We start from the raw sequence: 12226 nt of genomic DNA, 5'->3' as shown, positions 1-12226 counted from the left end.
CCGGGGGCACTTGGGGAGGTCTTCCAGGTTGTGCATGTGGCCACAGATGGGGTCCTGGTAGCGGGTCATGACTGGTCTCCAGACACTTCGGCGTCCGCTTCGCTGACATCCGCGACGTCGGCGGAAGTGTCGGCTTCGGAGGGGGGCATGACGACGTTGCCGGGCAGGAACCGGTAGCCCTCCGCAGACAGATCGGCGCGAGCCGCTTTGACACGAGAACTGGCCCACCCGTTGGAGAAGCCGTACTTCGTCGCGATGTCAGCCTGCTTGGGGGTGCGACCGGCGCGCATCTTGCCACGGATCCACTTCTCGGCTTCGCGGTTGTCCTGCGTATCCGGACGCTCCCGCTCCGCCTCGGCGATCTCTTCGCTGACATCCGGAGTGTCAGCGACATCGTCCGTGGAAGTGTCAGGGACGGGCTCCGCCTGCGGCGCTTCGATCGCGTCGTGCTGTGACAGTTCGCCGACACGGTTCTCCAGCGTCAGCACGTACGTCTCGGTGGCAGCCAGCGCGGCAGATTGCGCCCGGATGAGAGCGTCCCGCCCGGCGGCCAGCGCGACATGAGCGCGGTCGACGGACCGCGTCGCGTTTGACAGGCCGCGTTCGCCCTGGCTGGCCAGGATCGCGGCGGTCGGCGACTGCTCGCTGTGGCGTACCGCCCAGCGGAGCGCCCGCCACGTCTCGGACCGGTGCAGGACCCAGCGCAGCGCCGAGAACTTCGGCGCCCTGGGATCGATGAGCCCGGCCTTGCGCAGGTCCTGCCGGTGCTGGTGGCGGGAGTGGATGGCCCACAGCCACGGCGACAGCATCGAAGCGGCGCCGAACATGGCGGCCTTGTCGCTGGGATGCCAGTCGGGGGCGTAGTGGTGGTAGTTCAGTACGCCGACTCCTAGCGCGATCGTGTAGGAGGTGAGGCGGAGCCGGATCACGCTGTCGCCCTCGATGAGCGCGACGTGGGCGTGCCAGCCGACGTAGATGGCGATCGACTCGATGACGGCCGCGGTGGCCAGCGCCTGCGGTGTGCTCCACTCGAAACCGTTCGCGGCCTTGGCGGCGGTGAACGCGGTGACCTGGCCGACGACGGCGACGATGTTCACGCCGACGATGGCGCCGACAAGGATGAACGCGTGCCACCACCGCTGGAGGCGGATCTGCCAGACGGTGAGCCGCTCGCGGCGCGCGTCGTCCTGCGCGGTCTTGCGGGTGCGCCGGCGGTCATGGCGGAGTTGCTCGCGCTCGGCGGCCCACTCCTCCGCACGACGTGCGCGGTCGCGCTTGGCCTCGTCGAGGATGTCGGCGCGGCGGGCGTTTGCGGCGGCGTCGGCGGCCAGGCGCTCAGCTCGGGTGGGCCGGGGCGGCAGTACCGCAGGGGCGGCCCCGTTGACGCGCTCTGGGTGCTGGCTGGTGTTCATGGCTCCGGTTTCCTGTCGGGGGAGTGCGGTGGTTAGCGCCCGCCCAGGGCCTGCTCCCTGGGATGCCGGCTCCTCGCGGTCCGGTCGGGCTGCGGCTATTCGTCGGCGACCGCTTGAAAGGCGGCGGCAGCGGGGTGCTTTCCTTCGTCGTCGTAGCGGAGGGCCAGCGCTGCCAGTTCGGCCGGGGAGAGGCCTGCGTTCTTGTACTGGCGGGCTTGGCGGTAGGCGTCTGCGTAGGTGGTCATGTAGAGCTCCAGACGGGGAGATCAGAAGTGGTAGGCGTTCCACGTCCAGGGCAGGAACCAACGGCGTTTGGGCCCTACGAACACCCAGTCGCTGCCGGGCTCGCGCTGCCAGATCTCCGCCCGTGCGCCGAGCTCGTCGCGTGCGTGTCGCACAGTGGCCAGAGCGGCTGGCAGTGTCGGGCGCCGGTAGGTGACCCAGTCGCCGGTCATGTCCTCGATGTGGATCTCGTACTCGGTGCTCATGTCGATCTCCAGGGGTTGGGTTGGGATGCCCGGCCACCGCAGGAGGGCGGGGGCGCGGTGGCCGGGCTGGTTCATCAGGAGCCCCGCTTGCAGGAGCAGCGACGGCTGGTGCAGTTCACGTCGGTGCAGCGGCTCTCGTCGAAAGCCCAACGCTGGTCGAGGATCGAAGACTCTCGGCGGAGGCTCTCGGTGTGCTGGATGCTCGCGCGGGTGGTGGCGGAGACCTTGTCGAGGGTCGCGGCCATCTGGGCGGGAGTCATCACGACACCGCGAGACGACGAGCACGGTAGGAGACGAAGTCCGCCACACCAGCAGGCGGCGACGCAGAGGGCTGAAGCTGCTCGGCGAGAACTGAGACGTCCACTGGCAGTTCCTCGCCGAGCAGGTCGGCGATCAGGCAGCGGTTCACGTCCGCTGACCTCGCGACGAGCATCAGCGACTCCGCGACTCTCTGCAGGGTTTCGACCGGGACTGGCACGGTGGCCGCGGTCGTAGAATGCGACACAGATCTCTCCTCCTGGGCGACAGGTGCGAGGTGATCGGGTGGGCCGGGCGCTCGAATCGCCTGGCCCACCGCTATAGAAGGGCGACGTCATCACGTCGGACTGCTGTTGCGGATCTTGAGTGCGCAACCCTGTTGCGCTACTGACGTTAGTCGATGACCCTGGGATGCGCAACCATGTTCCGGTACTCTCTTCCGTATGACGGAGGATACGAATCCATTGGTGCTGCTCGACGTAAGCACGGCTCGCTATCGCCAGACAGAAGCGGCACATGCAGAGGCGCGGCAGAACGTGATTGCTGCTGTGCTCGCCGCTCTCCGAGCAAGAGAGCGGCCGACGGACGTTGCGGAGCATTCGCCCTTTACGGATGCCTACGTCCGCCGTCTCGCGAGAGAGAACGGGATTGAGGCGCAACCCAAAAGCAAAGGCCCGCGGCCCCGTGTCACAGGTACCGCCGTCGAGCCTGGCCATCCCGCAACCTCCTGACTTCGCGGTTCTCGGCATTTGCGCCGGGAATTCCGCCACTTCAAGAGGACCGCGCGAGGCTACCTAGCAGCCATGCACCGGCACCGCCCCCGCACTGAACTGGCACTGCCCTCGCACTGGCGCTCACGAAAAACCTGGGCACAATCGATCTCACCGAAGGAGATCGCATGGAAGTCGTAGAGAAGTGGACCGGAGCTCACGCAAAGGTCCTCCGACAGGCCTACGAGTACTCCCAGGTGGGCTTCGCGGAACGGCTCGGCGTGGATGCGCGCACCGTGGCCAAATGGGAGGGCAACCCCACCCTGAAGCAGTGCCCCGATACGCAGCAGATGCTCACCGTCCTCCTCTGGCAAGCCCCCGACCACGTCAAGGCCCGCTTCACCTACCTGCTCCAGCAGCAGACCCCAACGACTCAACCAGCCCTCGCGCAGGAGTGGACCGATGACGACATGAACCGCCGCGAACTCCTGCGCCTCTTCACCATGGCGGGCGCCGTCATTGCCACACCTCAAGTCGGACAGCAGACCCTAGATCTTGATCGGGTAACTAGCCGTGCAGGTAGGCCCGACCTGGAGACCGCCACCCAGTACGAAGCGCTGAACGGCCACCTGTGGCAGGTATTCATGCTGGCCAGCTCAAAGAGCAAGGTGTACCCGCTCGTACAGGATCACCTCTCCGCACTCATCGCTGCCCTCCAGCGCTCAACCACAGCGGCAATGCACCAACGGTTGTGTGCCCTGGCTGGTGACCTATTCCAGCTTGCCGGTGAAATCCATTTCGACGCCAACCAGTACACCGATGCCGCCCACTGCTACACCCTCGCCGCGAGCGCCAGCAAAGAAGCGGGCGCCTACGACCTATGGGCCTGCGCCATGACCCGACACGCCTTCATCGGCGTGTACGAACGCGACTATGGCAAGGCGGCCCCGATGCTTGACCTTGCAGCCAACCTCGCCAGACGAGGAGACAGCCATCTGTCCACGCGCCACTGGGTCGCCGCAGTCCACGCCGAAACGCTCGCGGGCCTTGGCGACTTCGACGGATGTCAGCGCGCCCTCGATGCCGCCGAGCAGGTGCGCGACATGACCGGCCGCGTCCACAACGGCGGGTGGCTACGTTTCGACGGTGGACGGCTCCACGAGGAACGCGGCACCTGTTACACCACCTTGCGTCGCCCGGACCTTGCAGAAGCCGCTCTCACCGACGTTCTCGCACACAACTTGACCACGCGCCGACGCGGGAGCGTCCTGGTCGACCTCGCCGCACTCGGAATCCAACGTGGTGACTGCGATCAGATGCTCGACTACGGCAAAACCGCCGTCGAGCTCGCCCGCCGCACCGGATCCGGCGTCATCGGTCAGAAGCTTCGCGGACTGCAGAAGCAGATGGCCGAGCTTCTGACCGATGACCAGGTGCGCGCGCTACACAACGACATCACCGAGCTGGCCGCGGCCGGCTGAATCTGAGGAGTCATCTTGCAGGAGCCTGGCCGCCTGTTCCGTGAGGCGTGGATCGACAGCGTGCGCAAGCACTTCCCCGGCGAGCCGAAGCCGTCGTATATCACGCCGTGGGAGGAGACGCCCGACTGGGAGCGCTCGTGCGCCGCGGCGGTGGAGGAGCAGGTGCGCGCGTTCGTCGATGCCGCGGCTGGCCAGACGGCGAAGCTGACGCGCGAGCAGCGGGGGAGGTTCGTAGCGATCTGCTGGCTCGGGCAGATTTACAAGCACGTCGCGGACCCAAAGCCGTCGTACGTGGCCGACTGGGATGACCTGCCGGAGTGGCAGCGCGAGACCGACGCCGACATCTTCGATCACATCGAGCAGGCGCTCCGCCCCGGTGGCTGAGACATCTTCGATCGCGGCCGCCATCATCGTGGATGGTGGCCGCGTTTTGCTTGTCCGACGTGCGGTGCCTGAAGGCCGCCTGGTGTGGCAGTTTCCAGCCGGCAAGGTCGAGCCCGGCGAGACTCCCGAGCAGGCCGCAGTCCGTGAGACCTGCGAAGAAGCCGGACTCGACGTGGCCGTGGTCAAGAGCCTGGGGGAGCGCATCCATCCAGCGACCGGCCGGCGCATGGTCTACATCGCATGCAACGTGGTTGCAGGTACGGCCTGGGTGGCTGACGCAGCCGAGATCGCTGAGGTCGAGTGGTGCGGCCAGGCCCGCGTCGCCGAACTGGTGCCGTTCCCGTTCTACGGTCCAGTCCAGGACCATCTCGATGACGTTCTGGACTGAACCACAGAGGAATGGGCGGAGCTATGCGGCCGGGTTTCGCCGCACGGCCAGGATGGTGTTCACGATCGCTTTCGGATGTACTCCGCCTGAGAGCATCCCATCCACTGTTGATGACTCCATGGGGTCGATGTCTCCGACGTGATCGCAGACGTAGTCGTAGCAGTCGTCCTCGTCGTTGAAGTCATATTTGCGCCCTGACGCGCCAGCGTCGGGCCGATCGTGTCGATCGGAATGGTGATGATCTGTGTTGGTGGATCCGTAGGTGAGATGTGTAGGTGGGGTCAACTGAGACAACCACCAGTGGTTAACTGAGCCAACCAGGGTGGTTGTCTCAGTTGACCACCCTGGTTGTGTCATTTGACCACCCCTCTTCGCGAGGCGTGCGGCGACACCGAGCCGGATCGCGATCTGCTGGGCGATCGGCGGCAGTGAGTGGAGTGCGGGTTCCTTGCCGCTTTTGGCGTCGATCATCGGCAGGTGGTCCTGCGTCCGGGGGAGGCAGAGCTGGTATTCGTCGGCTTGGCCGCTCTCTGATCCCTGCCCGCACGATCTGCGCCAGAGGAAGCCGAGGTAGCGCATGGTGGCCAAGGCGTCGATCACGCTGGGCTTGGAATGCCCGGTAATCGCCATGAGCCGTTTGACGCCGGGAAACACCTGTAGGCCGCGCTTGTTGCTGAACGTCGCGGCGGCGAGGCCGACATGCTTCACCGAGGGCTGGACAACCACATACCGCCAAGTTCGCAGCCAGTCGTAGGAGTAGCGGATGGCGTATAACGCAGACGCTGGCGGGTCTTGCTGTTGAGGCTCGCTCAACGACACTCTCCGTATTCCGCGTTTAACTCACAAACCGTCAAGTCAACGGTCGGCTTCTGTCGCTCTAGAGAAACCCAACCGTGCCTGGTCATCTTCTATCCGACCTGGCAGTTCCTTCGTATCGTCCACTTGACTGATCCATTTCCTGCTCTTGGCGAGGGCGCTGCATGGGGTTCAGGGCACGGTGGACAGAGGAGCAATTCGAAGAGTGGTTCCGCGCACGGTTCGATCAGTGGATCAACGAGCGGTTCGACGCGGAACTCGACCAACGACTTAAGGAGCGCGACGCTGCGGCGGAAGGCCAGTTCCAGGGCAGGTTCGACGCCCTATTCAAGGCCCGCTTCGAAGAAGCATTTCACGACCAAATCAAGACATGGCAGGACGGCGGGATGCCCGGCGTCGACACCTGGGTGAACAACTTCTTCGACACACTGTTCACCGTCTACGCAGATACGTGGGGCGACAGCATCAACTTCCAGCAACGCTTCGATGTGCGGTTCGATGAACGCTTCAAGGAGAGGTTTGAGGAGCGGCTCGAAAGCGAGGTCCGGGCCCGCGTCGCCAACGAGCTGGCCGACCGGATCGACAAGCGCATTGAGCAGTGGCTGGTGGAGGTCCGTCAGCAGATACTCGATGCTGCTGAGGCTCCTGTCGGTCAGCCAAGTGACGCAACGGCAGAACGGGAGCGGCCCGATGGCGCACCTGTCAAGCAAGAGGCCCTGACGGCCACCGCCGCCCAGCTCGCCGAGTATCTGGCCAAAAAGCCAGTGGGGCATCAGCAGATTCGCAGGCTCCTCAGAGGTAAGGAGATCCCCGGCCAACGCCCGGCGACCTACCCACTGGATGAAGCAGCCAGCGCCTTGCTCCTGAGGAAGGGCCGGCAGACCAAGAAGGGTCAAGACGGTCCCGAGTCGTAAGCGACTGCGACCAGAGTTGTGGGCCCGGCCCTCGCTCGTCCCCTCCAGGCGGCGAAGGCCGGGCTGTCTAAGGGGTCGACTCCTTGCGGAGATCGTGAAGAAGCACCCACGGCTGCTTGCCTAACGCGACCTGTAGGAGGCTCGCATTCTCTCCGGCGAGGGGAATGTTCACCTCGTGCACGGCCTTGATGGGCATCTCGTCGAGCTCGGACGGCATGAACAGGTCGGCGGTGACCGCGTACCAACTGGTGCTGGCGACGGTGGCGACGCGGGATCGCTGGATCAGTCGCGGACACGTTTGCAACGACTCGCGCATGCAGGCGCGGCAGGTGGGCGGCAGGTTCGTCATGGGCGTGCCATCCGGAGCGACGTCAGGGTCTTCAACGAACAGCCACCAGATTCGGCCATCGTCACGCACACACGAGCCGCTGCACACCAGGCACAGGTGGTTGGCCATCATCTCCAGCGTGCGCTGGGTGTTGATCGCCTTCCACCTGGGGAAGCCTGCGCGGTCCTGGCCGTGCCTCACCCACAGCACGCCGTGCTGCCAGTCGTCGTCGCTGGGATCCAGGTAGGACAGCCGGATGTTGCCGATCGCCGAATCCCACACGAAGGTCAGCGGAAGGTCGACGAGCTCGCCCGTCCACAGATTCTGGTCAGGGATGCGCAGCCCGCCCCGGGTTCGTGTCACGTCGGGTCGCCCGTCCGGAACGGCAACTCCCTGGGCCGCTTGATGAATGGGAGGGGAACTCGCTTCAGCTTCATGGCCGGTCCGAAGCCTCGGCTGTCAGCTGCCCGGTCACCCATGTGGTGATGTGCTGGCGGTTGCGGACGGCCGCATGCGTCAGCCCCTCGACGGTGGCGGCCTTGACCCGTGTGAGACAGCCCGCTGCCAGGGCCTCGTCGGACAGGCCCAGTTCGTACTCGGCGACGTAGCAGCCTTCGCTGGCGTCGTACCACGTCTTGTAGCGGAGCAGCTTGGGCGCGGGGGGAGCGCTCGACTGCGGCTCGGTGGGCCTCGTAGGCTTGCGCATAAATCGGACCTCCACCGTCCGATCAAGGGCCCGTCCCGGCGTTCGCGCGCCTGGCGGGCCCGACTGCATTTAGGGCTGCAAACGAGTGTGCCACGTCAAGGTGTCTTAAACCATCACTACGTGTAGTACAGGGCGTCTAGGTGTACCTATGTTTGCCCTGGTACGGCACGCAATCTTGATCGGGTGCATCCGAGCAGATCGAAATGGCGGCAGGCGTACGCCGCCATCGTCGAGCAGATCCGCGAGGGTGAGCTGGCCGCCGGCGACAGGGTGCCGACCGTGCACGAGTTGATGCAGACATTCGGCATGTCCAACACCGTCGCCCAGAAGGTCCATCGAGCGCTGCGCGAGGCGGGCCTGGTGGAGACGGAGCCAGGCACGGGCAGCTACGTGCTTGAGGGTGCCACCGAGAGGCTCCAGGCCGCGCAAGGCGACGACAGCGACCGCTAGCGCAGCCAGACTGAGGACTGCTTCAAGCCCTGAACGTGGTGTCGAGATCGAGCTGCCGTCGGCCGACAAGGTGGAGATCCGCGAGCCCCGAAAGCTGCCCATTTGCCGACAGACTGAAACGACTCCTGGGAGATTGTGGTTAAGGATCGTCCCCCCGCGGACTGTTTCTTACGCGCCATGAGGGAGAAGCGACTCCCCAAGTGCGAATTGTCCTCGTTGCACGACTGGCAGAGGTGCGCCATGTTGAGCAGGCGACTCGCCCTTGGCCTGAACTTCCTATGCAGGCCTTGGTCCTCTGGTCCGTCAGGACTGCTCACCGGATGGTCCGGTGGACGAGGAGGAGATCGGCATGACCGGCGAGAAGCGCGAGCGGGAGGAGCGTCACCAGAAGATCCGCACGGCGCTGACTGTGACTGGCACGGTGTTTAAGATCTTGTGGACGATGCTCGACCCGCGCCACTGGTTCTAACGGTGGCTGGGCCTCCTACCGGCAGGGCTTCGCACGTCAGCAGGTAGGAGGCCCATCGCTCACCTTAGAGAGACTCGGCCCTGTCGGGAACCGGCCGAGGGTTACATCCTGTAGTGGTATTCCGATCCCGGCGGTCACGAGGAGTCCACCTCGGGGGAGAGATCCGCATCTACGCGAAACGCGTTCACGTTTGCGATACTCTGCCGCTTTAGGCATCGGCCCAATCGATCGTTTGTCAAGTGCAAGCGATCTCACGGTATGAGAGATTCTGCGGTGTGTGTAGCTTAGGTACACCTAAGGTGTAATCCTCTCTACCAGGAGGGCCCGAGCCGGCCATCAGCCGTGCATGTCCGGAGGGCACTCCACGCATCCGGAAGCGGCTCTGCTGCGTATCCAGGTGTGAGGCGTGGCGGCGGGGCCCGGCAGACCCGTACAAGGGACGGGTCTGTTCCCCGCCGCCACGCCCTTATGTGTATCACTTGCGCACAAGCGGGTTCTAGAGCGACGAGGGACCGCATGGGACGACCTAGGACCGCCCAGGTGGTCCTGGGTAATTCCCGGTGTGATGGGGTCTGCCCAGGCCCACTAGCGTTTCTTCATGATCAAATGGCAGCCGCAGCATCGGTGGGAAGAGGTCACCGATGATCTCCGTCGGCGCATCCTGGCCGGCGAATATCCGCCACGCACTGCCATCCCCGCGGTTCCTAGGCTCATGCAGATGTACGACATCGGCCGCAACACGGCGCTTCATGTGATCAGTGCGCTCGCCGAGCAGGGCTTGGTCGTGGTGCGGCGGAGCAAGGGCACATTTGTTGTGCCGACCGAGGACTGGCCGGAACTGGACGGGTGACTAGCCGCGGATGCGCTGGCTGATCTCCAGTTGCCTGGCGAGGATGGCGGCCAGCGCTTCTCCGGAGGGCTGCACGATGTATCGGTGCAGCCCGGCCTCCAGTTGCGCCGCGGAGGGCGGGGTGAAGCGTGCGGCGGACCACATGCCTGATGCTCGCCGCCGAATGTAGTAGGCAGGGTAGGTCTGCTCCAAGATGGTAAGCAGTCGTTTGCTGAGTGGTTGTGAGCGGGCATGCGCGGGTTGCGGAGCGGGCATCGTTGACCCCCCTGGTGCTAGGCGACCGTTGGCCCGGCGTGTTCCCCCGTCGGGACCGTCCACATGATGTGTTATATGAGTCGCGTCCAATAGCCCTGATACGGCCTTACTTAATGATTCAACGAAACTGTCATGGGTGCGGTGGAAGTGCCGGGGACGAGATGGGGACGATCAGTCCCCACGGGTGCGCATCGAACGCCACCGAAAGCACCTCTACACCACGCCTGACCTGCCGCTAAGGACATATCGGCTGGTGGTGGCTTTCGCCGGACAGTCCTTACAAGCGAGGGGTCACTGGTTCGATACCAGTACCGCCCACCAGCAGAAAAGCCCCGTTTCCGATCATGGAACCGGGGCTTCGTGCCATTGGCCAGCGTCGGAGGGCCCCTCCGAAGATCCATCGGCGTCCCGCGTGATCTTGGAATTCATCGCGTTCGCGATCTTCCGGTCAACCTCTGCCGGCTCTATCCCGCCTGGTACTGCTACGTCACCCTGGCCATGCTCGCCCTGGCCTTCCTCGCCGCCACCCGTGCCGCCCCCAGCCCCGAACCTGCCTCGTCGGCCAGAACCGGCGCCGGCCAGCTCATCGCGATCTCCGCCAACGAGATCCGCCGCCTCTTCGCCCTGCTGACCCGACCACCCATCGACGAGAACCACATCCCGCGCTGGTCACACTGGCGATGCCAGCACCAAGTCCGCGCCCGCTGGTTCCACCAACAAATCCGCCTGGCCACGGCATACAAGCAGCTCAGCTAACAAATGGAGGCTGCCGTACTAGGTCGGCCTACTCATCGATCGGCGTGAGGATCAAGCGGGCGTTGTCCCTCGATGGACGGGTCATCGCATATCGGGCCGCCTGGCCGCTATGGCCGTCCGGGCGGCGAAAGGCGGCAAACCGCTGCGCCAACATAGCCAGGATGAGGAGCCCGGTCATGGTGGCCATGTCCTCACCGATACATTTCCGCTTTCCCTCGCCGAACGGCAGATGAGCCGCCCGTTGCTCGTGGTCGAGCCTGCCGGCGAATCGGCCGGAGTCGAAGCCCGCCGGATCCGGCCATCGGGCTGGATCGCGGTGCGTCGCATAGGGGGCGACGATGATCTGGTCGCCCACGGCGAGCCGGTGCCTGCCAAGTCGAGTCTCCGCCTTGACGTTGCGGAAGAACATGGGGAACGCGGGATGCAGGCGCAGCGACTCCTGCAGCAGAGCCTGCGCGGTGACGAGCCGCGGAAGGTCCTCCAGCGTAGGGGTGCGGTCCGCGCAGACATCGGCCACCTCGGTCCGTAGCCGGTCCAACAGATCCCCTCGCTCGGCCATCAGGACGCACGCCCACGACAGCACGGTTGCCGTGGAGTCGAATCCCGCCATCAACAGCGTGAAGACCTGGTCTCGTACCTGCCGGTCGCTCAGGCGGTGACCGGTCTGCGGATCGGTGGCGGTCATCAGCTGCCCGAGCAGGTCCCCGGCCTCGGTGCCCTGATCCCGGCGCGAGGAGATGATTGACCTAACTCTGCCATCCAGCGCCGCGATGGCCTTTCGATAGCCGCTCGCCCCGGGTGCCCAGTGCGGGAGGAAGATTCGCCCCGCCATGCCGTCGAAGACCGGCAGGGCGAGCCGCGTGAGCTCGGCCGTATCGACTGCGTTCCCCAGCGCATGCCGCATCAACACCTCGACACTCAGCAGCTTCAGCTCGCTGAAGAGCTCTATCGGACCGCGCAGGTCCCATGCGTCCATTCGGCTCCGCCAGGCATCGGCCGTCAACTCCATTACGGTGCGCAGTTCGGCTCGGCGAAAGGCAGGATTCATGATCTGGCGCAGCAGGCGCCAGGTCGCCTCATCGTTCACCGTGAATAGGCCATCCTCGCCCAGGGCATCGGCGATGATCCGATAGATGGGCCCGCCCTTGTCGAAGTGTCTCGCGTCGGTGACCAGGATTCGATGCAGGCACTCGGGATCGCTCACCACCCAAAACTTCCGGCGCCCCGGGATCGGCAGCCGGGCAACTCCTTCGTGTGTGAGCGCCAGCCGGGTGCACAGCACGACCGGGTCTCGGCGTAGCAGCGCCGCGACCACCTCGGGCAGGGACGGCTTCGTGGGCATGCGCTGCCTCCTAGTGCTCCATGGGGCCCCAGTGACACTTCGCGGTCTTGCTGTTGAGGCCACATGAGTACGGCCACCGCGTGATCATGCCGTGGCCGTGGGCGACAGCGTAGACGCTGAGGACGGGCTGGTCACCTTCGAGGAACTGATGGGCCGGATCGCGGACCGGTTCTGCCGGGTGGACCGCGCCGTACCGCCCGCGCCTACCTGACCGGGCTG

General features: G+C 65.2%; 18 protein-coding genes. 8 read left to right on the top strand and 10 right to left on the bottom strand.

Features of this window, described 5'->3' with window-relative positions; translation table 11 throughout:
• Nucleotides 1-65: 65 nt before the first annotated feature.
• The 5 genes from ACGFNP_RS25035 to ACGFNP_RS25015 form a co-directional block, all read right to left on the bottom strand.
• Nucleotides 66-1412 (bottom strand): hypothetical protein, encoded by a 1347-nt coding sequence (locus ACGFNP_RS25035; protein WP_393322557.1) that lies wholly within the window; start codon nucleotides 1410-1412, stop codon nucleotides 66-68.
• 95 nt (nucleotides 1413-1507) lie between these two features.
• On the bottom strand, nucleotides 1508-1657 hold the full coding sequence (locus ACGFNP_RS25030) for a hypothetical protein (protein WP_393322554.1): 150 nt from the start codon (nucleotides 1655-1657) through the stop codon (nucleotides 1508-1510).
• A 21-nt stretch (nucleotides 1658-1678) separates the two neighbouring features.
• Nucleotides 1679-1975: a hypothetical protein gene (locus ACGFNP_RS25025; protein ID WP_393322551.1), complete on the bottom strand. Its 297-nt coding sequence runs from the start codon at nucleotides 1973-1975 to the stop codon at nucleotides 1679-1681.
• Entirely contained in the window at nucleotides 1975-2160 is a 186-nt protein-coding gene (locus ACGFNP_RS25020) for a hypothetical protein (protein ID WP_393322548.1), read from the bottom strand. Before ACGFNP_RS25020 ends, ACGFNP_RS25025 begins: the two co-directional genes overlap by 1 nt.
• Entirely contained in the window at nucleotides 2160-2405 is a 246-nt protein-coding gene (locus ACGFNP_RS25015; RefSeq protein WP_393322545.1) for a hypothetical protein, read from the bottom strand. Before ACGFNP_RS25015 ends, ACGFNP_RS25020 begins: the two co-directional genes overlap by 1 nt.
• Before the next feature lie 651 nt (nucleotides 2406-3056).
• On the opposite strand from ACGFNP_RS25015, the gene ACGFNP_RS25010 reads away from it, so the two are divergent.
• Genes ACGFNP_RS25010 through ACGFNP_RS25000 form a run of 3 tightly spaced genes read left to right on the top strand, consistent with a single transcriptional unit; the run spans nucleotide 3057 to nucleotide 5121 of the window.
• Nucleotides 3057-4349, top strand: a complete 1293-nt coding sequence (locus ACGFNP_RS25010; RefSeq protein ID WP_393322542.1) for a helix-turn-helix domain-containing protein — start codon at nucleotides 3057-3059, stop codon at nucleotides 4347-4349.
• Between the two features lie 15 nt (nucleotides 4350-4364).
• The gene (locus ACGFNP_RS25005; protein WP_393322539.1) at nucleotides 4365-4733 is read left to right on the top strand and encodes a hypothetical protein; all 369 of its coding nucleotides are present in this window, start codon (nucleotides 4365-4367) and stop codon (nucleotides 4731-4733) included.
• Nucleotides 4726-5121: an NUDIX hydrolase gene (locus ACGFNP_RS25000; RefSeq protein ID WP_393322536.1), complete on the top strand. Its 396-nt coding sequence runs from the start codon at nucleotides 4726-4728 to the stop codon at nucleotides 5119-5121. Before ACGFNP_RS25005 ends, ACGFNP_RS25000 begins: the two co-directional genes overlap by 8 nt.
• Before the next feature lie 21 nt (nucleotides 5122-5142).
• On the opposite strand, the gene ACGFNP_RS24995 is transcribed toward ACGFNP_RS25000, so the two are convergent.
• Nucleotides 5143-5934 (bottom strand): hypothetical protein, encoded by a 792-nt coding sequence (locus ACGFNP_RS24995; RefSeq protein ID WP_393322533.1) that lies wholly within the window; start codon nucleotides 5932-5934, stop codon nucleotides 5143-5145.
• A 167-nt stretch (nucleotides 5935-6101) separates the two neighbouring features.
• Between ACGFNP_RS24995 and ACGFNP_RS24990 the strand changes: the two genes are divergently transcribed.
• Nucleotides 6102-6851 carry a hypothetical protein gene (locus ACGFNP_RS24990; RefSeq protein WP_393322530.1) on the top strand — a complete coding sequence of 250 codons (750 nt, stop codon included), beginning with the start codon at nucleotides 6102-6104 and terminating at the stop codon, nucleotides 6849-6851.
• 67 nt (nucleotides 6852-6918) lie between these two features.
• Here the strand turns inward: ACGFNP_RS24990 and ACGFNP_RS24985 are convergent, their stop codons facing one another.
• Together ACGFNP_RS24985 and ACGFNP_RS24980 are read right to left on the bottom strand one after the other, a co-directional pair.
• The gene (locus ACGFNP_RS24985) at nucleotides 6919-7542 is read right to left on the bottom strand and encodes a hypothetical protein (protein WP_393322527.1); all 624 of its coding nucleotides are present in this window, start codon (nucleotides 7540-7542) and stop codon (nucleotides 6919-6921) included.
• 70 nt (nucleotides 7543-7612) lie between these two features.
• Nucleotides 7613-7885 carry a hypothetical protein gene (locus ACGFNP_RS24980; RefSeq protein ID WP_393322524.1) on the bottom strand — a complete coding sequence of 91 codons (273 nt, stop codon included), beginning with the start codon at nucleotides 7883-7885 and terminating at the stop codon, nucleotides 7613-7615.
• A 183-nt stretch (nucleotides 7886-8068) separates the two neighbouring features.
• On the opposite strand from ACGFNP_RS24980, the gene ACGFNP_RS24975 reads away from it, so the two are divergent.
• The 3 genes from ACGFNP_RS24975 to ACGFNP_RS24965 all read left to right on the top strand — a co-directional run bounded on the left by ACGFNP_RS24975 (nucleotide 8069) and on the right by ACGFNP_RS24965 (nucleotide 9654).
• Complete coding sequence (locus ACGFNP_RS24975) at nucleotides 8069-8335, top strand: winged helix-turn-helix domain-containing protein (protein ID WP_393322521.1); 267 nt, start codon at nucleotides 8069-8071, stop codon at nucleotides 8333-8335.
• Nucleotides 8336-8663: 328 nt separating this feature from the next.
• The gene (locus tag ACGFNP_RS24970; protein ID WP_393322518.1) at nucleotides 8664-8804 is read left to right on the top strand and encodes a hypothetical protein; all 141 of its coding nucleotides are present in this window, start codon (nucleotides 8664-8666) and stop codon (nucleotides 8802-8804) included.
• A 598-nt stretch (nucleotides 8805-9402) separates the two neighbouring features.
• Nucleotides 9403-9654, top strand: a complete 252-nt coding sequence (locus tag ACGFNP_RS24965; RefSeq protein ID WP_393322516.1) for a winged helix-turn-helix domain-containing protein — start codon at nucleotides 9403-9405, stop codon at nucleotides 9652-9654.
• Here ACGFNP_RS24965 and ACGFNP_RS24960 read toward each other — a convergent pair whose 3' ends face one another.
• Nucleotides 9655-9798: a hypothetical protein gene (locus tag ACGFNP_RS24960; protein ID WP_393322513.1), complete on the bottom strand. Its 144-nt coding sequence runs from the start codon at nucleotides 9796-9798 to the stop codon at nucleotides 9655-9657.
• 609 nt (nucleotides 9799-10407) lie between these two features.
• On the opposite strand from ACGFNP_RS24960, the gene ACGFNP_RS24955 reads away from it, so the two are divergent.
• Nucleotides 10408-10665, top strand: a complete 258-nt coding sequence (locus ACGFNP_RS24955; protein ID WP_358315397.1) for a hypothetical protein — start codon at nucleotides 10408-10410, stop codon at nucleotides 10663-10665.
• 28 nt (nucleotides 10666-10693) lie between these two features.
• Here ACGFNP_RS24955 and ACGFNP_RS24950 read toward each other — a convergent pair whose 3' ends face one another.
• Nucleotides 10694-12007, bottom strand: a complete 1314-nt coding sequence (locus ACGFNP_RS24950; RefSeq protein WP_393322509.1) for a cytochrome P450 — start codon at nucleotides 12005-12007, stop codon at nucleotides 10694-10696.
• Nucleotides 12008-12226 lie beyond the last annotated feature (219 nt).

It is taken from the genome of Nonomuraea sp. NPDC049269, assembly GCF_043197155.1.
Lineage (GTDB): Bacteria > Actinomycetota > Actinomycetes > Streptosporangiales > Streptosporangiaceae > Nonomuraea.
This window is presented reverse-complemented; position numbering and strand designations above follow the sequence as displayed.